Here is an 18931-nt window from a genome sequence, read left to right on the forward strand (position 1 = left end):
GGAGAACGGGATGGCTGGCAAAAAGAATACCGAGAAAGAAAGCAGCTCGTGGATCGGGAAGGTTGAGGAGTACTCCCGCAAAATCTGGCTTGCTGGTTTAGGCGTGTACTCGAAGATCGATACCGACGGCAGCAAACTCTTCGAGACCCTGGTGAAAGACGGCGAGAAGGCCGAGAAACTCACCAAGACCGCCGTCGACAAGAAAGTCGATGCGGCCAAGGACTCCGCCAGTTCGGCCAAGTCGCGCATCGCCGGGGTCAAGGACCGTGCGCTGGGCAAGTGGGACGAGTTGGAAGGGGCTTTCGACAAGCGCTTGAACAGCGCCATTTCGCGCCTGGGCGTACCGAGCCGCAATGAAGTGAAAGCGCTGCACAGCAAGGTCGATACCTTGACCAAGCAGATCGAGAAACTGACGGGTGAAGCCGTGACTCCGGCTTCGAAAAAAACAGCAGCGGCCAAGCCTCTGGTTAAAGCAGCGGCCAAACCTGCTGCCAAGCCTGCGGCGAAAACCTCGGCAGCCAAGCCGGCAGCGAAAGCAGTTGCTAAGCCGGCAGCGAAACCTGTCGCCAAGCCCGCCGCCAAACCGGCAGCAGCGGCGAAACCAGCGGCCAAGCCTGTGGCAGCCAAACCGGCCGCGAAACCTGCGGCCAAACCGGCAGCGGCGAAAAAGCCTGCTGCCGCGAAGCCGGCTCCTGCTGCGGCAGCCAAGCCTGCCGTGGCTCCGGTATCGGCGGCCAACTCGGCCGCTCCGGCGCCGGCATCCGCTCCAGCGGCTACGCCAGCAGCACCGACGCCTGCTTCTCAAGCCTGAGTCGTCGCCCGCTGAATGAAAACGCCCGGCCTGTGAAGGTCGGGCGTTTTTGTGTGGGGCTGTCGAGCACCGCTCTTGTAGGAGTCGGCTTGCTGGCGATGGGGTCCGAAAGTCTTGCATCGCCCTGAGGGACGCCTTCGCGGGCAATCGAGCGTCGACCGGCCGCTCCTGCAGTCCTCTGTCGTACACAAAATCAGCGAACGACGAAGTACTGTAGGAGCGGCCGGTCGACGCTCGATTGCCCGCGAAGAGGCCAGCACTGGCGCTACAGAAGATAACGTTAATCGTGGTCTTCGAGATACCGCAACGCCATCTGCTCCGTCACCAACCGCGACGAGGGCAGCAGATGCGGGGCCACCAGCATCATGATCTGGTACACCACCAGCCGCACTTCACCCTCCCGCCCAAGAATCCGCTGGTAATCCAGGGAGAACAACAGCGTCAGGGTAATCTGCTCCACCAACTGCCCCAGGGCCTGGGTTTCACTCAGCAGCATGCCCTGCGCCTTCAGTCGCGCCAGCAACGACGCCAACGTCCGCTTGAGGGCATTGAGCAGGTTGCGAATGCCCTTGGCCAGCTTGGGCAAGCGCCCGGACAGATTGGACAGGTCCTGGAACAGAAAACGGTAATGGGCCAGTCGCTCGACGATCAGATGCAGGAAGAACCAATAATCCTCGGGCGCCAGCCGCGCGTCGGCCGGCGGGTCGAGCAAGGGTGCCAGCTCGGCCTGGAAACGCTCGAACAAGCCCAGCACCAGCGGCTCCTTGCCATGGAAATGGTAGTAGAGGTTGCCCGGACTGATCCCCATTTCATTGGCCACCTCCATGGTCGAAACGTTGGGCTCGCCTTTCTGGTTGAACAGTTGCAGGGCGCATTCAAGGATCCGGTCGCGGGTTTTCATCCAGTCTTCTTAGGTCGTTCCGACCGTTCGCCACGGCTGTGGGCAGCCGTGGCCGGTAATCATCAGCGCACTCGCACATAGGTGCCGGGTGCCGCCTCCATGGGTGGGTAATTGGCGTTGCCCAAGGTCATCTGGGTTTCACGTTGCGCTCCCGAACGCTCCTGGATCCAGCCCAGCCACTGGGTCCACCAACTGCCGTCGACCTGCTTGCCGTCGTAGTACCAGGCCCGCGGATCGCTGCTCAGCCGGGGGTTGTCGATGTAGTTGGCCTTGGGGTTGCTCGGCGGGTTGAGGATGCTCTGGATATGCCCGCTGTTGGACAGCACGAACCGGCGATTGCCCCCCAGCAGCAGGGTCGAGCGATACACCGCGTCCCAGGGCGTGATGTGGTCGTTGATACCCCCGACGCTGAAGCTGTCGACCGTGACTTTTTGCAGGTCGATGGGCGTGCCGCAGACTTCCAGGCCGCCCGGATGGCTCAGCGGGTTGTGCTTGAAGAAGTCCAGCAGGTCGCCGTGAAAGGCCGCCGGCAGGCGGGTGTTGTCGTTGTTCCAGTAGAGAATGTCGAACGCCGGCGGTTCCTTGCCCAGCAGGTAGTTGTTGACCCAGTAGTTCCAGATCAGGTCGTTGGGCCGCATCCAGGCGAAGACTTTCGCCATGTCGCGGCCGTCGAGTACACCTTGCTGGTAGGAGCGGCGCTTGGCGGCTTCCAGGGTCTGCTCATCGGCGAACAGCATGGCCGGGCCGTCCAGCTGGCTGTCGAGCAGGCTGACCAGGTAGGTGGCGCTGGATACCCGGCGCAGTTGTCGTTTGGCCAGCAGGTGGCCCTGCAGGGCGGCGATGGTCAGGCCGCCGGCACAGGCACCCATCAGGTTGACCTCGCGGCTGGCGGTGATCGCCCGGCACACGTTCAGCGCTTCTTCCAGCGCCTCGACGTAGCTGGACAGGCCCCATTCGCGATGACGCACATCCGGGTTGCGCCAGCTGACGATAAACACCTGCAGGCCGTTCTTCAGCGCGTACTGGACGAAGCTGTTGGACGGGCTGAGGTCGAAAATGTAGTACTTGTTGATCTGCGGCGGCACGATCAACAGCGGCTTGGCGTACTGTTTTTCGCTCATGGGCTTGTACTGGATCAGTTCCAGTTGCTCGTTGCGAAACACCACCGAGCCGGGGGTGGTGGCCACGGTCTTGCCGACTTCGAACGAGTGCTTGGTGACCTGGCTGGGCAAGCCGTTGTTGTGCAGCAGGTCATCCACCAGGTGGCTGATGCCGCGCACGATGCTGTTGCCGCCGGAGTTGAAGACTTCCTTGACCGCCAGCGGATTGAGCAGGGTATTGGACGGCGCCATGGCGTCGTTGAGCAGGGCGAAGACAAAGTGCGCGCGGGCGCGGTCATCGTCGCTCATCCGGCTCTCGTCGATCCAGTGCTTGACCTGTTTCTGCCAGGCCAGGTAGGCCTGCAGGCTGCGTCGGTAGAACGGGTTTAGGCTCCAGGCCGGGTCGGCGAAGCGCGGGTCGTGGGGGTTGGGCTTGTACGGTGTGTCACCGAGCAGCACCTTGCCCAGTTGCCCGCCCAGGGCCAGGGCATGCCGGGCAGTATGGATCGGGTTGCGCAGGCCGTGGACGGCCACGCTGCGCAGGGTGGAAAACAGATCCCGGCCGCGCAGACCGGTAATCGCACTTTGTGCGTTGATGAACGCGGCGGGTGTGGGCATCGAGCCCGTCGCTGGTTTGTCTCGCATGAGTCAACACTCCTTCGTCATCAAGCTATCAACCAACACAGGGGACCGCGACGGACGGGGGTGTCGGTCGCTGACCTTGTGCGCCGCACGGACGTCCTGCCCGTGTGCGCTTACTACCAGGGAATACTCCTAGGTGCTTTTCAAAGGCGCCGGTTGTGGATGCATCACCGCCCGTTGGCGTTCTTCCTGGAGGAATTTCATGATGATCGGCGCGACGGCCTCGGCCCGGGTGATCAGGAATAAATGACCGTCGTCGATTATGTGTAGCTGGGCATTGGGGATTCGCCAAGCCAGCAGGCGCATATTGATCAGTGGAATCAGCGGATCGTCATCACCGGCCAGCACCAGGGTCGGCTGGCGGATCCTGTGCAGCCAGTGGATGCTGGTCCAGCCGAGGCCCGCGAACAGTTGCCAGTAGTAACCGAGCTTGCCGGCGGAGCGGACCTTGGCGGCATGCTCGGCGGCCAGGTGCGGGTCGCGGCGAAAGGCGCCGCCGTAGATGGTCGGGGCAATGCGGATCACGTGGGACGGCTGGATATAGCGCCGTGGACTGGCCATGTTCCACAACACCTTGGGCTTGCCCGGAACCATCACCGCACCGGCGGCGGTGGCGGCGAGGATCAGCTTCTTGCAGCGTTCCGGGTAGTCATGGGCGAATTGTTGCGCCAGGGCGCCGCCCCAGGACACGCCCACCGCGTTGACCTGGCCGTAATCCAGGTAGTCGAGCATGCGCGCGGTGAGCTTGGCCAGGCCGGGGAAGCGATAGGGCCGCTTGGGGGTCGACGAGCCGCCGACGCCGGGGACGTCGAAGGCGATGACTTCCAGGTCCGGGTCCAGGGCATGGACGAACGGAAACACCAGCTCCAGGTTGGCGCCGATGCCGTTGAAAATCAGCAAGGGCGTCATATGAGGCTTGCCGGGGCGAACCGCGGTGCGGATGGTCTGGCCATCCAGATCGATGGTTCGGAAGATAAACGGTTGCGGCATGCTCGAAGCCCTGTGGTTAAAACCTGTTTGCAGCCCCGGCTCCGTAGGAGCGAGCTTGCTCGCGGTGGTTGCCGGGACGCTGCGGGGTGTCAGGTTTCCCGCATTATCGTTGGCCTCCATCGCGAGCAAGCTCGCTCCTACAGGGTGAGGGCTGTTCTAGCGCTCGTGCACATAGGTGCCCGGTGCCGCCTCGCCGGCCGGGTAGGCCTTGCTGCCCAGGCTGGTCGGTGATTTCTTCAGTTTGCCCGAGCGCTCGGCCTGCCACGCTTGCCAGTGCAGCCACCACGAATCGGTGTGTTTGGTGGAGTTTTCCTGCCAGTCGTCGGCCTTGGCCGGCATCTCGGTGTTGGTCATGTAGCGGGATTTCGGGTTGCCCGGCGGGTTCAGGATGCTCTGGATATGGCCGCTGCTGGACAGCACGAACTCGACCTTGCCGCCGAACAGCTGCGCCGACTTGTAGCAGGACTTCCAGGGCGTGATGTGATCGTTGGTGCCGGCCAGGGCAAAGATATCGGCGTCGACCTTCTTCAGGTCGATCGGCGTACCGCACACTTCGAGGGCATTGGGGCGTATCAGTGGGTTGTTCTTGAACATCTCGATCAGGTCGCCGTGGAAGGCGGCCGGCAGGCGCGTGGTGTCGTTGTTCCAGAAAAGGATATCGAACACCGGCGGCTCGTTGCCCAGCAGGTAGTTGTTGACCCAGTAGTTCCAGATCAGGTCGTTGGGGCGCATCCAGGCGAAGACCTTGGCCATGTCGCTGCCTTCCAGCACGCCGGCCTGGTAGGAGTGGCGCTTGGCGGCTTCGAGGGTCTGTTCGTCGACGAACAGCGCGACCTGGGTGTCGAGGGTGGTGTCGAGCACGCTGACCAGCAGGGTCAGGGCGTTGACCTTCTTCTCGCCGAGGGCGGCGTAGTGGCCGAGCAGGGCGGTGCAGGTGATGCCGCCGGAGCAGGCCCCGAGCATGTTCACGTCCTTGCTGCCAGTGATGGCGGTGACCACGTCGACGGCTTCTTTCAAGGCGTCGATATAGGTCGACAGGCCCCACTCGCGCTGGGCCTTGGTCGGGTTGCGCCAGCTGACGATAAAGGTCTGCACGTGGCTGCGCAGGCAGAAACGCGCCAGGCTCTTGTCGGGGCTCAAGTCGAACACATAGAACTTGTTGATCTGCGGCGGCACCACCAGCAGCGGCCGCTCATGCACCTGCTCGGTGACGGGGCTGTACTGGATCAGTTCCAGCACATCGTTGCGAAACACCACCGCGCCTTCGGTGGTGCCCAGGCTCTTGCCGACCTCGAAGGCGCCCATGTTCACCTGGCTGGGCATGCCGCCGTTGTGCACCAGGTCCTTGGCCAGGTTCGAGAGGCCGTCGAGCAGGCTCTTGCCGCCGGTTTCGAAGAAGCGCTTGACCGCCGCCGGGTTGGCTGCGGTGTTGGTCGGGGCCATGGCCTCGGTCATCAGGTTGATGACGAAGTGGCCGCGACTGATGTCCTGTGGCGACAGCGAACTCTCGTCGATCCAGGCATGGAGCTCCTTGCGCCAGGCCAGGTAGGTTTGCAGGTAGCGCCGGTACAGCGGGTTCTGGCTCCAGGCCGGGTCGCTGAAACGACGGTCATCGCTTTCCGGCTGCAGGCCGGACTTGCCCAGCAGTACGTTCTTGAGTTCGACGCCGAAATGGGCGACATGCTTGACGCTGTGGATGGGTTGTTTGATGGCTTGGGTCAATACCATTCGTGCAGAAGTAAGAAGATCCTTTCTACGCAAGCCGACGACGGGGTTCAGGCCCAGGGTGTTTTCCGAGGCTTGCCGCTGCAGGTCATCGTTGTTCTTGTTACTCATCTACGACGCTCCATTGTCCTGAGACGAGTACCGGGTACAGCTGTGCAAATGGCACAGCGAATGCCAAGTACTACTGCTCGGGTGACCGTTGATTGCACATCGTTAAATGCACGGAACTTGCCAGCTCCATTGGTTACCCGAGTTTGATTTTTTTCGCAAGCGGGCCAATCGTTAGCCACGCCGTGGGGGATTGAATCAGATGTGATTAGAAAATGCCCCCCAAAACGACCAGAGGTCCGGATTAGAGCATCAGCCTGACGACGGACTCGGACGGGTCGCGGGATTTTCCGGCGGCTTTGAGTTCGGCAAGATAATCGGCCCACAAGTCATCCTGGCGACGGGCGAGCTCGTAGAGGTAGTCCCAGGTGAACAGTCCGCTGTCATGACCGTCGTCAAAGGTCAATTTCAGTGCGTACTGGCCGGCGGGTTCGAGTTGGCTCAAACCGACGTTGAGCTTGCCGAACTGGAGGATGGGCTTGCCGTGGCCCTGGACCTCGGCCGAAGGCGAGTGCACCCGCAGGAATTCGGCGCTCAGGTGGTATTCCTCGTCCGGACCGTATTTGAGGGTCAGGGTTTTCGAGGCTTTGTGCAGGTTGATGGCGGTGGGGAGTCGGGTGGTCATGGGAAGCCTGCGATCCGTCTGTGTAAGCGAATCCTGTAGGAGCAGGGCTTGCCCGCGAAGGGGGCCTTGAGGGCGCTAAAAGCTTCGCGGGCAAGCCCTGCTCCTACAGGGGCGCGGTGTGCTCCTTAGAGGATATACCGCGACAGGTCTTCGTTCTTCGCCAATTCACCCAGGTGGCTGTTGACGTACTCGGCGTCGATGCGGATCGGCTCTTCGCTGTGGGTGCTGGCCAGGTCGCCGGCGCTGAACGAGACTTCCTCCAGCAAGCGCTCGAGCAGCGTGTGCAGGCGACGGGCACCGATGTTCTCGGTCTTCTCGTTGACCTGCCAGGCGATTTCCGCCAGGCGCTTGATGCCGTCCGGCATGAACTCGATGGTCAGCCCTTCGGTTTTCAGCAGTTCACGGTACTGCTCGGTCAGCGAGGCATGGGGTTCGCTGAGGATGCGCTCGAAGTCTTCCGGGCTCAGGGCCTTGAGTTCGACACGGATCGGCAGGCGGCCTTGCAGCTCGGGCACCAGGTCGCTCGGCTTGCTCAGGTGGAACGCGCCGGAGGCGATAAACAGGATATGGTCGGTCTTGACCATGCCCAGCTTGGTGTTCACCGTGCAGCCTTCGATCAGCGGCAGCAGGTCGCGCTGCACGCCTTCACGGGAGACATCGGCACCGCCGACATTGCCGCGCTTGGCGACCTTGTCGATTTCGTCGATAAACACGATACCGTGCTGTTCCACCGCTTCCAGGGCCTTGGCCTTCAACTCCTCGTCGTTGACCAGGCGCCCGGCTTCTTCGTCACGGACCAGCTTGAGCGCGTCCTTGACCTTGAGCTTGCGGCTCTTGCGCTTGCCCTTGCCCATGTTGGCGAACAGGTTCTGCAACTGGTTGGTCATTTCCTCCATGCCTGGCGGCGTGGCGATCTCGACGCCGAACGACTCGGCCACTTCGATTTCGATTTCCTTGTCATCCAGCTGGCCTTCGCGCAGGCGCTTGCGGAACAGCTGGCGGGTGTTGGAGTCCTGGGCCGGGGCGGCATCTTCGTTGAAACCCATGCGTGCCGGTGGCAGCAGGGCGTCGAGGATACGTTCCTCGGCGGCGTCTTCGGCGCGATGGCGGACCTTGACCAGCTCCTGCTCGCGCAGCAGCTTGATCGCGGCGTCGGCCAGGTCACGGATGATCGATTCGACGTCACGGCCGACATAGCCGACTTCGGTGAACTTGGTCGCTTCGACCTTGATGAACGGGGCGTTGGCCAGTTTGGCCAGGCGCCGGGCGATTTCGGTCTTGCCGACACCGGTCGGACCGATCATCAGGATGTTCTTGGGGGTCACCTCGACGCGCAACTCCTCGGGGAGCTGCATCCGCCGCCAGCGGTTGCGCAGGGCAATGGCGACGGCGCGCTTGGCATCGTCCTGGCCAATGATATGGCGATTGAGTTCGTGGACGATTTCGCGGGGGGTCATGGACATAATATGTGGGTCCTCAAGCGGGAACGGGCAGCCGGACAGGCTGGTTATTCCGCGAGGTCCTGCTCCTCGATGGTGACGTTGTGATTGGTGAAGACGCAGATGTCAGCGGCGATACCCAGGGCGGCTTCGACGATTTCCCGGGCCGACAGATCGGTTTTCTTCAGCAGTGCGCTGGCCGCGGCCTGGGCGTAGCCACCACCGGAGCCCATGGCGATCAGGCCGTTTTCCGGTTCAACGACGTCGCCGTTGCCGGTGATGATCAGTGAAGCATCTTTGTTGGCGACCGCCAGCATGGCTTCCAGGCGACTCAGGGAGCGGTCGGTACGCCACTCCTTGGCCAATTCGACAGCGGCGCGGACCAGATGACCCTGGTGTTTTTCCAACTGGCCTTCGAAACGCTCGAACAGGGTGAAGGCGTCGGCGGTGGCACCGGCGAAACCGGCGATGACTTCGCCGTGGTAGAGGCGCCGGACTTTTTTCGCGTTGCCCTTCATGACGGTGTTGCCGAGGGAAACCTGGCCGTCGCCGCCCATGACGACTTTGCCGTGGCGACGAACTGAAACGATGGTGGTCAAGGGAGAATCTCCACGCAGCGGGGCGAAAATGCCTGATGGAAACTCATATGGGGGTGGTGGTGGGTTTTTCAACCGTGGGCGGGATGAGGGGATGAGTGGTGTAGGCGGGCGAGGTTTGTTTTGTCTGAACGATTGCTATCGCCAGCAAGCCAGCTCCTACAGTTCCGTGTCGTATATGAGGCTTATGTACGCCACAAAATTGTAGGAGCAGAGCTTGCTCGCGAAGGGGCCCTCAAGACCGCCAAAAGCTTCGCGGCGATCCGACAAGCAACGCTCCCACAGGCTTGGCGCCCGTCAGCGACTCTGGCGCTGTTGCAGCAGCAGATTGTTGAAACCGCTGCCGGCCAGTTGTTTCTGTGCCTTGGTCAGTTGTTCGCGATTGCTGAACGGTCCGACCAATACCCGGTACCAGGTCTCGTCCTTCACAGTCCCGGACTCCACCGCTACGGCCTGCCCGAGCAGGATGATCTGCGCCCGGACCTTGTCCGCATCGGCTTCCTTGCGGAACGAGCCGGCCTGCAGGAAGAACTGCGTCACCGCTGCCGGCTTGGCCACGGCCACGGGCGGCGGCGGTGGAGGGGTAATCCCGGACAGCGCGGCCTGGGCCCGCGCGGTGTCGATCTTCGCCGCTTCGGCCGGGGTCACCGGGGTGGTTGGCGTCGGCACGGTCTGCGGCGTCGGCAGGGTTTTCTCCGGCACGGCTTCCGGTGGCACGATGACTTCCGATTCCGGCAGCAAGGTGTAGAAGTCGTACTTGGGCTTGACCGGCTGGGTCGGGCTCGGTGGGGTCTTGTTGGCTTCGGCGATCTTGCTCGCCTTCAGCTGTTCCTGCTTGACCCGCTTGATGTCATCGCCCTTGCCCGGCTCCAGCTTCATCAGGAACACGATAAACGCGCCCACGCCGAGGCCGATTGCCAGCCACAACCAGCCCGGGATCGGCTTTTTCGCAGGAGCTTGGTAACGGCTGGCGCCACGTTTGGGTGCTGGGGTTTTCTTGGCAGCCAACTTACATACGCTCCAGGGTTTCCAGACCCAGCAACTCCAGGCCTTGCTTGAGGGTGCGACCGGTCAGCGCGGCGAGGCGCAGGCGGCTCTGTTTCTGTTCGGCGGTATCGGCGGACAGGATCGGGCAGTTCTCGTAGAAGCTGGAGAACAGCCCGGCGACATCGTACAGGTAGGTGCACAGCACGTGCGGCGTGCCTTTCTCGGCAACGTTGCCGAGCACTTCGCCGAACTGCGCCAGTTTGGCGGCCAGTTCGTGCTCGTGGGGCGCTTCAAGGACGATCTGCCCTTCAACCTGGCTGAAATCCGTGCCCAGTTTGCGGAATACACCGGCCACGCGGGTGTAGGCGTACAGCAGGTACGGCGCGGTGTTGCCTTCGAAGTTGAGCATCAGCTCGAAGTTGAAGCTGTAGTCGCTGGCGCGGTGCTTGGACAGGTCGGCGTACTTGACCGCGCCGATGCCCACCACGCGGGCGATGGTGCGCAGTTCGTCTTCGGCCAGCTCCGGGTTCTTTTCCTTGACCAGCAGGTAGGCGCGGTCCATGGCTTCGGTCAGCAGGTCGATCAGCTTCACGGTGCCGCCGTCGCGGGTCTTGAACGGGCGGCCGTCGGCGCCGTTCATGGTGCCGAAGCCCATGTGCTCCATGTCCATCGGGTGGCCGACGAAGCCGGCCTTGCGTGCCACCGCGAACACCTGCTGGAAGTGCAGGGCCTGGCGCTGGTCGACGAAATACAGCGCGCGATCGGCTTTCAGCACATTGCTGCGGTAGCGCACGGCGGCCAGGTCGGTGGTGGCATACAGATAGCCACCATCGGCCTTGACGATGATCACTGGCAGCGGTTCGCCTTCGGCGTTCTTGAACTCGTCGAGGAACACGCACTGGGCGCCGTTGCTCTCGACCAGCATGCCCTTGGCCCTGAGGTCGTTGACCACGTTGATCAGGTCGTCGTTGTAGGCGCTTTCGCCCATCACGTCGGCCATGGTCAGTTTGACGTTCAGCAGTTCGTAGATCTTCTGGCAGTGGGACAGCGAGATGTCCTTGAAGCGGGTCCACAGCGCCAGGCAATCCGGGTCGCCGGCTTGCAATTTGACCACCAGGCCGCGGGCGCGGTCGGCGAACTCCGGGGATTCGTCGAAGCGTTTCTTGGCCGCGCGGTAGAAGTTTTCCAGGTCCGAGAGTTCGTCGCTGGTAATCGGGTTTTCCTGCAGGTAGGCCATCAGCATGCCGAACTGGGTGCCCCAGTCGCCGACGTGGTTCTGGCGGATCACGGTGTCACCGAGGAACTCGAGGACGCGCGCCACGCCGTCGCCGATGATGGTCGAACGCAGGTGGCCGACGTGCATTTCCTTGGCCAGGTTGGGGGCCGAGAGGTCGACCACTACCCGTTGCGCCGGGCCTGCCTTGTGCACGCCGATGCTGGCGTCGGCCAGGGCGGCGTCGAGGCGCGCGGCCAGGGCCTGGGTGTTCTGGAAGAAGTTGATAAAGCCGGGGCCGGCGATCTCGGCCTTGCTCACGCTGTCGGCGACGGGCAGGGCGGCGATGATTTTTTCCGCCAGGTCGCGGGGTTTGAGACCGGCCGGCTTGGCCAGCATCATCGCGATATTGCTGGCGAAGTCGCCGTGGGTCTTGTCCCGGGTGTTTTCCACCTGGATCGCCGGCGTCAGCCCTTCAGGCAACACACCTTCGGTGACGAGTTGGGTGATGGCTTGTTGGATCAGCTGGCGAATGGTGTCTTTCATGGTCTTCTCTTTCGACCGCATGCGCGGCGGCGCTTCGATGCGCAGGTGGAAAAACTGGGCATTATCCGTTGCCGGGACGAGCTTGCCAACCGGTTACGGACTTGTGGCGTCTGGGCGGGCCTATTCGCGGGCAAGCCCTGCTCCTACAAGTTTGAGTCGTTCACAGTATTTGCGTACGACTCGGTCCTGTAGGAGCAGGGCTTGCCCGCGAAGGCGTCCGTCGGATCAATACAAATCTACGGGATCGACATCCAACGACCAGCGCACCTGCCGCCCGCTGGGCATTTGCTCCAACACCAGCAACCAACTGCTCAACAATCGGTGCAGCGAGGCCCGGCCATTGGCCTGCAACAACAACTGCGCCCGATAACGTCCGGCCCGGCGCTCCATGGGCGCCGGCACCGGCCCCAGCAGTTCGATGCCGCCCAGGTTCATCTCGGCCAGCAAACGCTCGGCCTCGCTGCAGGCTTCATCGAGAAAGCTCTCGGCCTGCCCCGGCTTATGGGCTTCGGCCCGCAGCAGGGCCAGGTGTGCGAACGGCGGCAAGCCAGCCGCCCGACGCTCGCTCAAAGCCTGTTCGGCAAAGGCGAAATAACCCTGCTCGGTCAGCTGAATCAACAGTGGATGGTCCGCCAGGTGCGTCTGGATAATCACCTTGCCCGGTTCTTCCGCCCGCCCGGCCCGGCCCGCCACCTGGACGATCAACTGGGCCATGCGCTCGCTGGCGCGGAAGTCGCCGGAGAACAGGCCGCCGTCGGCATCGAGGATCGACACCAGGGTCACCCGGGGAAAGTGATGGCCTTTGGCAAGCATCTGCGTGCCGACCAGGATGCACGGCTGGCCTTTCTGGATAGTAGCGAACAGCTGGTTCATCGCGTCCTTGCGCGAGGTACTGTCGCGGTCGACCCGCAGCACCGGGTAATCGGGAAACAGGATGCCCAGGCGCTCCTCGGCGCGCTCGGTCCCGGCACCCACCGGGCGCAGGTCGACCTTGCCGCACTGCGGGCAATTGCGCGGTACCCGCTCGACATAACCACAGTGATGGCAGCGCAGTTCGCCGGAGCGCTGGTGTACGGTCATGCGTGCATCGCAGCGCGAGCATTCGGACATCCAGCCGCAGTCGTGGCACAGCAGTGTTGGCGCAAAGCCGCGGCGATTGAGGAACACCAACACCTGCTGGCCGGCGGCGAGGGTCTGGCCGATGGCCTGCTGCATCGGTCCGGAAATGCCGCTGTCCAGTGGTCGGCTTTTCACATCCAGGCGCAGGAAGCGCGGCTGCTTGGCCCCGCCCGCGCGTTCGTTCAGGCGCAACAGGCCATAACGCCCGGTGTAGGCGTTGTGCAGGCTTTCCAGGGATGGCGTGGCCGAACCCAGCACAATCGGAATGTTTTCCTGGCGCGCGCGCACCAGCGCCAGGTCGCGGGCGTGATAGCGCAGGCCTTCCTGCTGTTTATAGGAACCGTCGTGCTCTTCGTCAATGATGATCAGACCGGGGTTTTTCATCGGGGTGAACAACGCCGAACGGGTACCGATAATGATGTCGGCTTCGCCGTCGCGGGCGGCGAGCCAGGCGTCCAGGCGCTCGCGGTCGTTCACCGCCGAGTGCAGCAGGGCGATGCGGGCGTTGAAGCGTTGCTCGAAACGCGCCAGGGTCTGCGGCCCCAGGTTGATTTCCGGGATCAGCACCAGCGCCTGCTTGCCGGCTTCCAGGGTCTCGCGGATCAGTTGCAGATAGACTTCGGTCTTGCCGCTGCCGGTGACCCCGGCCAACAGGAAGGCATGAAAACTGTCGAACCCGGCGCGGATCGCTTCGCAGGCGGCGCGTTGCTCGCTGTTGAGCGGCAGCTCCGGTTGCGCCAGCCAGTGTTCGTGACGCTCGCTCGGCGCATGGCGGCGAACCTCCACACGCACCAGGTCCTTGGCCAGCAGCAGGTCGAGGCTGTCCTTGCTCAGCATCAGCTTGCTCAGTAGTTGATGGGCCACGCCGTGGGGATGCTGCGCCAGTGTCGCCAGGGCTTCGCGCTGGCGCGGGGCGCGGGCGATGCGCGGATCGTCGAGGCGGGCGCCGGGGACCATCGACCAGAAGCGGTCCTGGCGCGCTTCGGCCGGCTCGCCCTGGCGCAGCAGCACCGGCAGCGCCCAGCTCAGGGTGTCGCCGAGGCTGTGCTGATAATACTGGGCGGTCCACAGGCACAGCTTGAACAGCGCCGGCGGCAGCGGCGTGCTGGCGTCGAGCAGGGCCGTGGCGCGCCTGAGCTTTTCCGCCGGGACTTCACTGTGCTCGGCGATTTCCACCAGGATACCGATCATCTCCCGGCGGCCGAACGGCACCCGCAGGCGCATGCCGGGCTGCAACGCGCTACGCGGCACACCCTCCGGCGCCCGGTAATCGAACAGGCGGCGCAGTGGCGAGGGCAGGGCAAGGCGCAGGATGGCGTCGGGCACGCGGTTCTCTCTGGGAGGGGTTCGTGGAGGGCGCGAGCCTAGCAGACGGCTCGGGCAGTGTCTTCCCGACGGAGGGCTCGCTGGCCACTTGCGCCGGGCAAAAGGTCTGGTATGATCGCCGGCTAAATTACGTGCGGTGTTCAACAATCGTGTTGAGCGGCGGCACGCCAGCCTGAGGAAGTCCCCATGAAAGCCGATATCCATCCAGCATACGTAGACATCGACGTTACCTGCAGCTGCGGTAACAAGTTCGTGACCCGTTCGACCCATGGCAAAGCTCTGCCAATCGACGTGTGCAACGAATGCCACCCGTTCTACACCGGTAAGCAGAAGACCCTGGACACTGGCGGCCGCGTACAGAAGTTCGCCGACCGTTTCGGCATGTTCGGCGCTGTCAAAAAGGCCTGAGGCTGATCGCTCCGGGAAAAACCGCTGGTTTTTCCCGGTCGATAAAAAAGGCGTCCCCCGTGGACGCCTTTTTTGTGGGCGCTGTTTGTATCAGCGGCCGCCGCATAAAAAATTGTAGACATTTTTCTGCATGATTGTGAACAGTTTATCCCTTGTGTTTCCTGGCTCTTGGGCCAAAGTCGTAGGGACAGGTGCTTGACACCTGTGACTGGTCAGTCTTGTGAGGACTTGGCGACACGCGTATCCTCGGCGGTCCGTCTGTCCCACAGTAAAAAGCGGAATGCCCACATGTCAGATTTGAAAACTGCCGCTCTCGAATATCATGCCAATCCTCGTCCGGGGAAGCTGAGCGTCGAGCTCACCAAAGCCACCGCCACCGCCCGTGACCTGTCGCTGGCCTACAGCCCTGGCGTCGCCGAACCAGTACGCGAAATCGCCCGCGATCCTGAGCTGGCCTACAAGTACACTGGCAAGGGCAACCTGGTTGCAGTCATTTCCGATGGCACCGCGATTCTCGGCCTGGGTAACCTCGGCCCATTGGCCTCCAAGCCAGTGATGGAAGGCAAGGGCGTGCTGTTCAAGCGTTTCGCCGGTATCGACGTGTTCGACATCGAAGTCGATTCGGAAAGCCCGCAAGCCTTCATCGACACCGTCAAGCGTATCTCCATCACCTTCGGTGGCATCAACCTGGAAGACATCAAGGCCCCTGAGTGCTTTGAGATCGAACGTGCTCTGATCGAGCAGTGCGATATTCCGGTGTTCCACGATGACCAGCACGGCACCGCGATCGTCACCGCGGCCGGCATGATCAATGCCCTGGAAATCGCCGGCAAGACCCTGCCGGAAGCCAAGATCGTCTGCCTGGGCGCCGGCGCTGCCGCCATCTCCTGCATGAAATTGCTGGTGAGCATGGGCGCCAAGATCGAAAACATCTTCATGGTTGACCGTACTGGCGTGATCCACGCTGGCCGTGACGACCTGAACCAGTACAAGGCGGTGTTCGCCCACGCCACTGAGAAGCGCACCCTGGCTGACGCCCTGAAAGGCGCTGACGTGTTCGTCGGTCTGTCCGGCCCGAACCTGCTGGACGCTGAAGGCCTGCTGTCGATGGCGGCCAACCCGATCGTGTTCGCTTGCTCGAACCCGGATCCGGAAATCTCGCCAGAGCTGGCTCACGCCACTCGCAACGACGTGATCATGGCCACCGGTCGTTCCGACTACCCGAACCAGGTCAACAACGTCCTCGGCTTCCCGTTCATCTTCCGTGGTGCCCTGGACGTTCGCGCCAAGCGCATCAACGAAGAGATGAAAGTGGCTGCCGCCAACGCCCTGCGCGAACTGGCCAAGCTGCCGGTGCCTCAGGAAGTGTGCGACGCCTACGGCGGTATCAAGCTGGAATTCGGTCGTGAGTACATCATTCCGAAACCAATGGATGCCCGCCTGATCACCCTGATCTCCGATGCCGTGGCCAAAGCCGCGATCGAGACCGGTGTGGCAACCCTGCCGTATCCGAAGAACTACCCGCTGAAAAGCGTGGATGATGTGTTCAACGGCTAAGCTGTTGTAGCGTCAAACAAAAAGCCCCGGCTCGAATGAGTCGGGGCTTTTTTGTGGCTGCCGTTTGAGCGGTGTGGGCAACCAGGCTGAACGCGGTCCTTTGTAGGAGCCTGGCTTGCCAGCGAAGAGGCCCTTGAGCCTTGCACCGTTCATGCGGACGCCATCGCTGGCAAGCCAGGCTCCTGCAAGGGCGGCACTGTGGCCGCTCTCTCGGATCAGAACAGATCGATCGGCGCCGCCTCGTCCGCCGGCAGCGGACTGCCCGGGGCGCTGCCGCCATTGCCGATCTCGTTGACCGACGGCGGTGTGTCTTCGCTCTTGAACAGTTCGAAGTAGGCGTTCGGCGTGCCCGGGGTTGCCGCGCGACCGCTGATCGGATCCACCCGCAGGCTGAGGATGCCTTCCGGCTCCGCCTGGGTGTGCAACGGCTTGCCCTTCAGTGCGGCGCCCATGTAGTCCATCCAGATCGGCAGCGCCACGGTGCCGCCGAACTCGCGACGGCCCAGGCTTTCGGGCTGGTCGAAACCGGTCCAGACGGTGGTGATGTAGTCGGCGTTGTAACCGGTGAACCAGGCGTCCTTGGAGTCGTTGGTGGTACCGGTCTTGCCCGCCAGGTCGCCACGGCCCAGGGCCAGGGCACGACGCCCGGTACCGAGCTTGATCACGTCCTCGAGCATGCTGTTGAGGATAAAGGTGGTCCGTCCGTCGACGATCCGCTCGGCCACCGCTGGGGCTTGGGCAGCCGGTGCTGGGGCTTCACTGGTGCTGTTGACGGTGAACGACGGTTGGCTTGGTGCCGCGATGCCGCTGCTGGCCGCCGCGCCGGTCGGCACGCTTGGTGGATTGGCGACGAACAGGGTGTCGCCGTTGCGGCTTTCGATCTTGTCGATCAGGTAGGGGGTGATCTTGTAGCCGCCGTTGGCAAAGGTGCTCCAGCCGGTGGCAATTTCCATTGGCGTCAGGGTTGCGGTACCCAGGGCCAGGGACAGGTTGCGCGGCAGGTCCTGCTTGTTGAAGCCGAATCTGGCGATGTAGTCGATGGTCTTGTCGACGCCCAGGCTTTGCAGCAGGCGGATCGAGACCAGGTTACGCGACTTGTACAGTGCCTCGCGCAAGCGGATCGGGCCGAGGAAGGTGTTGGTGTCGTTTTTCGGCCGCCAGACCTTGTCCAGGTATTCGTCGACGAACACGATCGGCGCATCGTTCACCAGGCTGGCCGGGGTGTAGCCGTTATCCAGCGCGGAGCTGTAGATGAACGGTTTGAAGCTCGAACCCGGTTGGCGCTTGGCCTGGGTGGCGCGGTTGTAGTTGCTCTGCTCGAAGGCGAAACCGCCGACCAGTGCACGGATCGCGCCGTTTTGCGGGTCAAGCGAGACCAGGGCGCCCTGGGCCACCGGTACCTGGCTGAACTTCAGGCTGTTGTCGGCCTGGCGCTGGACGCGGATCAGGTCGCCGACCTGGGCTACGTCGGACGGTTGCTTGGGGGCGGCACCGAGGCTGTTGGTGTTGAGGTACGGGCGGGCCCACTTCATGCTGTCCCAGTTGACGATTTCCGGGCCGTTGCGGGTCAGCACGTGCAGGCTGGCCTTGTCCACCTGGGTGACGATGGCCGGGTCCAGGCCGCTGATGGTGCGCTGCTTGCCCAGCTCGGCGATCCAGGCGTCACGGGTCTTGCCCGGCAGCCGCGATTCCGGTCCACGGTAGCCGTGGCGCTGGTCGTAGGCGATCAGGCCTTCTTCAATCGAGTGGTTGGCCAGCTCCTGCAGGTTGCTCGGCACGGTGGTGGTGACGCGGAAACCTTCGGTGTAGGCTTCGCTGCCATAGCGACCGACCATTTCCGCACGGGCCATTTCGGCGATGTACGGCGCGTTCACTTCCGGCGTCGGTACGTGATAGCTGGCGTTGATCGGCTCGACGATGGCGGTCTGGTAGGCGGCCTCGTCGATCTTGCCCAACTTGTACATGCGGCCGAGGATCCAGTCGCGGCGTTCTTTGGCGCGCACCGGGTTGGCCAGCGGGTTGAACCGCGACGGCGCCTTCGGCAGGCCGGCGATCATGGCCATCTGGGCCAGGGTGATGTCACGGATCGACTTGCCGTAATAAACCTGAGACGCCGCTTCGATACCGTAGGCGCGGTTGCCCAGGTAGATCTTGTTCACGTACAGCTCGAGGATCTCGTCCTTGGTCAGCTGGCGCTCGATTTGCAAGGCGAGAAGAATTTCGTTGGTCTTGCGCGAGAAGCTACGCTCGCTGGACAGGAAGAAGTTCTTCGCCACCTGCATGGTGATGGTGCTGCCGCCGGACTGGATGTGCCCGCTCTTGACCAATTGGGTTGCGGCGCGCATCAGGCTGCTGGGGTCTACGCCATAGTGGTTGGCGAAGTTGTCGTCTTCGGCGCTCAGCAGGGCGTTGATGAAATTGGGCGGAATATCTGCGAATTTAAGGGGCGAACGGCGCATCTCGCCGAATTCGGCGATCAGCTTGCCATCGCTGGTGTAGACCCTGAGCGGAATCTGCAATTGTATGCTGCGCAAAGTCTCGACGGACGGCAGGCCCGGACTAAGATAAAGAAAAGCGCCGCTCAGGACGAGCAGCAGCCCGCAGAACACGGCGACGAAAGACCACCCGAAAAACTTCAGCAGACGAATCAAGGCTTGTGGATTTCCAGATAAAAGAATGGGTTAGGCGTCAGGCTAAATTCGCAGCAAGCGCTGGTTCGGCGATTCGGAAAAAAACGCTGGGCATTATAAGCATTTTTGGGCGTGAGCGTCATTTGCGCTTATGTCAAGACTGCTATTAAATGCCCATCATCATAAAGGGTCCGTAAGTCGCGGATAG

General features: G+C 62.7%; 14 protein-coding genes. 3 read left to right on the forward strand and 11 right to left on the reverse strand.

Annotated features, from left to right (window positions below):
* Window positions 1-10: 10 nt before the first annotated feature.
* Window positions 11-811 carry a phasin family protein gene (locus M5C71_RS12625; RefSeq protein ID WP_248768065.1) on the forward strand — a complete coding sequence of 267 codons (801 nt, stop codon included), beginning with the start codon at window positions 11-13 and terminating at the stop codon, window positions 809-811.
* Window positions 812-1091: 280 nt separating this feature from the next.
* On the opposite strand, the gene M5C71_RS12630 is transcribed toward M5C71_RS12625, so the two are convergent.
* The 10 genes from M5C71_RS12630 to M5C71_RS12675 all read right to left on the reverse strand — a co-directional run bounded on the left by M5C71_RS12630 (window position 1092) and on the right by M5C71_RS12675 (window position 14128).
* Window positions 1092-1712, reverse strand: a complete 621-nt coding sequence (locus tag M5C71_RS12630) for a TetR/AcrR family transcriptional regulator (RefSeq protein WP_152737764.1) — start codon at window positions 1710-1712, stop codon at window positions 1092-1094.
* Between the two features lie 62 nt (window positions 1713-1774).
* Window positions 1775-3457, reverse strand: a complete 1683-nt coding sequence (gene phaC / locus M5C71_RS12635; RefSeq protein ID WP_248745362.1) for a class II poly(R)-hydroxyalkanoic acid synthase — start codon at window positions 3455-3457, stop codon at window positions 1775-1777.
* Between the two features lie 129 nt (window positions 3458-3586).
* Window positions 3587-4444: a poly(3-hydroxyalkanoate) depolymerase gene (phaZ, locus tag M5C71_RS12640; protein ID WP_103496428.1), complete on the reverse strand. Its 858-nt coding sequence runs from the start codon at window positions 4442-4444 to the stop codon at window positions 3587-3589.
* 156 nt (window positions 4445-4600) lie between these two features.
* Window positions 4601-6280: a class II poly(R)-hydroxyalkanoic acid synthase gene (phaC, locus tag M5C71_RS12645; protein ID WP_248745361.1), complete on the reverse strand. Its 1680-nt coding sequence runs from the start codon at window positions 6278-6280 to the stop codon at window positions 4601-4603.
* Window positions 6281-6521: 241 nt separating this feature from the next.
* Complete coding sequence (locus M5C71_RS12650; protein ID WP_103495041.1) at window positions 6522-6902, reverse strand: DUF971 domain-containing protein; 381 nt, start codon at window positions 6900-6902, stop codon at window positions 6522-6524.
* A gap of 125 nt (window positions 6903-7027) precedes the next feature.
* Window positions 7028-8365, reverse strand: a complete 1338-nt coding sequence (gene hslU / locus M5C71_RS12655) for an ATP-dependent protease ATPase subunit HslU (protein ID WP_103495040.1) — start codon at window positions 8363-8365, stop codon at window positions 7028-7030.
* Window positions 8366-8409: 44 nt separating this feature from the next.
* Window positions 8410-8940, reverse strand: a complete 531-nt coding sequence (gene hslV, locus M5C71_RS12660; protein WP_103495039.1) for an ATP-dependent protease subunit HslV — start codon at window positions 8938-8940, stop codon at window positions 8410-8412.
* Between the two features lie 294 nt (window positions 8941-9234).
* A complete protein-coding gene (locus M5C71_RS12665; protein WP_152737761.1) occupies window positions 9235-9945 on the reverse strand; it encodes an SPOR domain-containing protein in 711 nt (236 codons plus the stop codon).
* A 1-nt stretch (window position 9946) separates the two neighbouring features.
* Window positions 9947-11683, reverse strand: coding sequence for an arginine--tRNA ligase (gene argS / locus M5C71_RS12670; RefSeq protein WP_248745360.1), 1737 nt, complete (start codon window positions 11681-11683; stop codon window positions 9947-9949).
* A 225-nt stretch (window positions 11684-11908) separates the two neighbouring features.
* Window positions 11909-14128: a primosomal protein N' gene (locus tag M5C71_RS12675; RefSeq protein ID WP_248767965.1), complete on the reverse strand. Its 2220-nt coding sequence runs from the start codon at window positions 14126-14128 to the stop codon at window positions 11909-11911.
* Window positions 14129-14314: 186 nt separating this feature from the next.
* Between M5C71_RS12675 and rpmE the strand changes: the two genes are divergently transcribed.
* A complete protein-coding gene (gene rpmE / locus M5C71_RS12680) occupies window positions 14315-14536 on the forward strand; it encodes a 50S ribosomal protein L31 (protein ID WP_100940403.1) in 222 nt (73 codons plus the stop codon).
* Between the two features lie 288 nt (window positions 14537-14824).
* A complete protein-coding gene (locus M5C71_RS12685; protein ID WP_103495035.1) occupies window positions 14825-16093 on the forward strand; it encodes a malic enzyme-like NAD(P)-binding protein in 1269 nt (422 codons plus the stop codon).
* Window positions 16094-16308: 215 nt separating this feature from the next.
* Here M5C71_RS12685 and M5C71_RS12690 read toward each other — a convergent pair whose 3' ends face one another.
* On the reverse strand, window positions 16309-18744 hold the full coding sequence (locus M5C71_RS12690) for a penicillin-binding protein 1A (protein ID WP_248767966.1): 2436 nt from the start codon (window positions 18742-18744) through the stop codon (window positions 16309-16311).
* Window positions 18745-18931 lie beyond the last annotated feature (187 nt).

Origin of the sequence: Pseudomonas sp. MWU12-2345 (assembly GCF_023242385.1) — a bacterium.
GTDB lineage: Bacteria > Pseudomonadota > Gammaproteobacteria > Pseudomonadales > Pseudomonadaceae > Aquipseudomonas > Aquipseudomonas gingeri_D.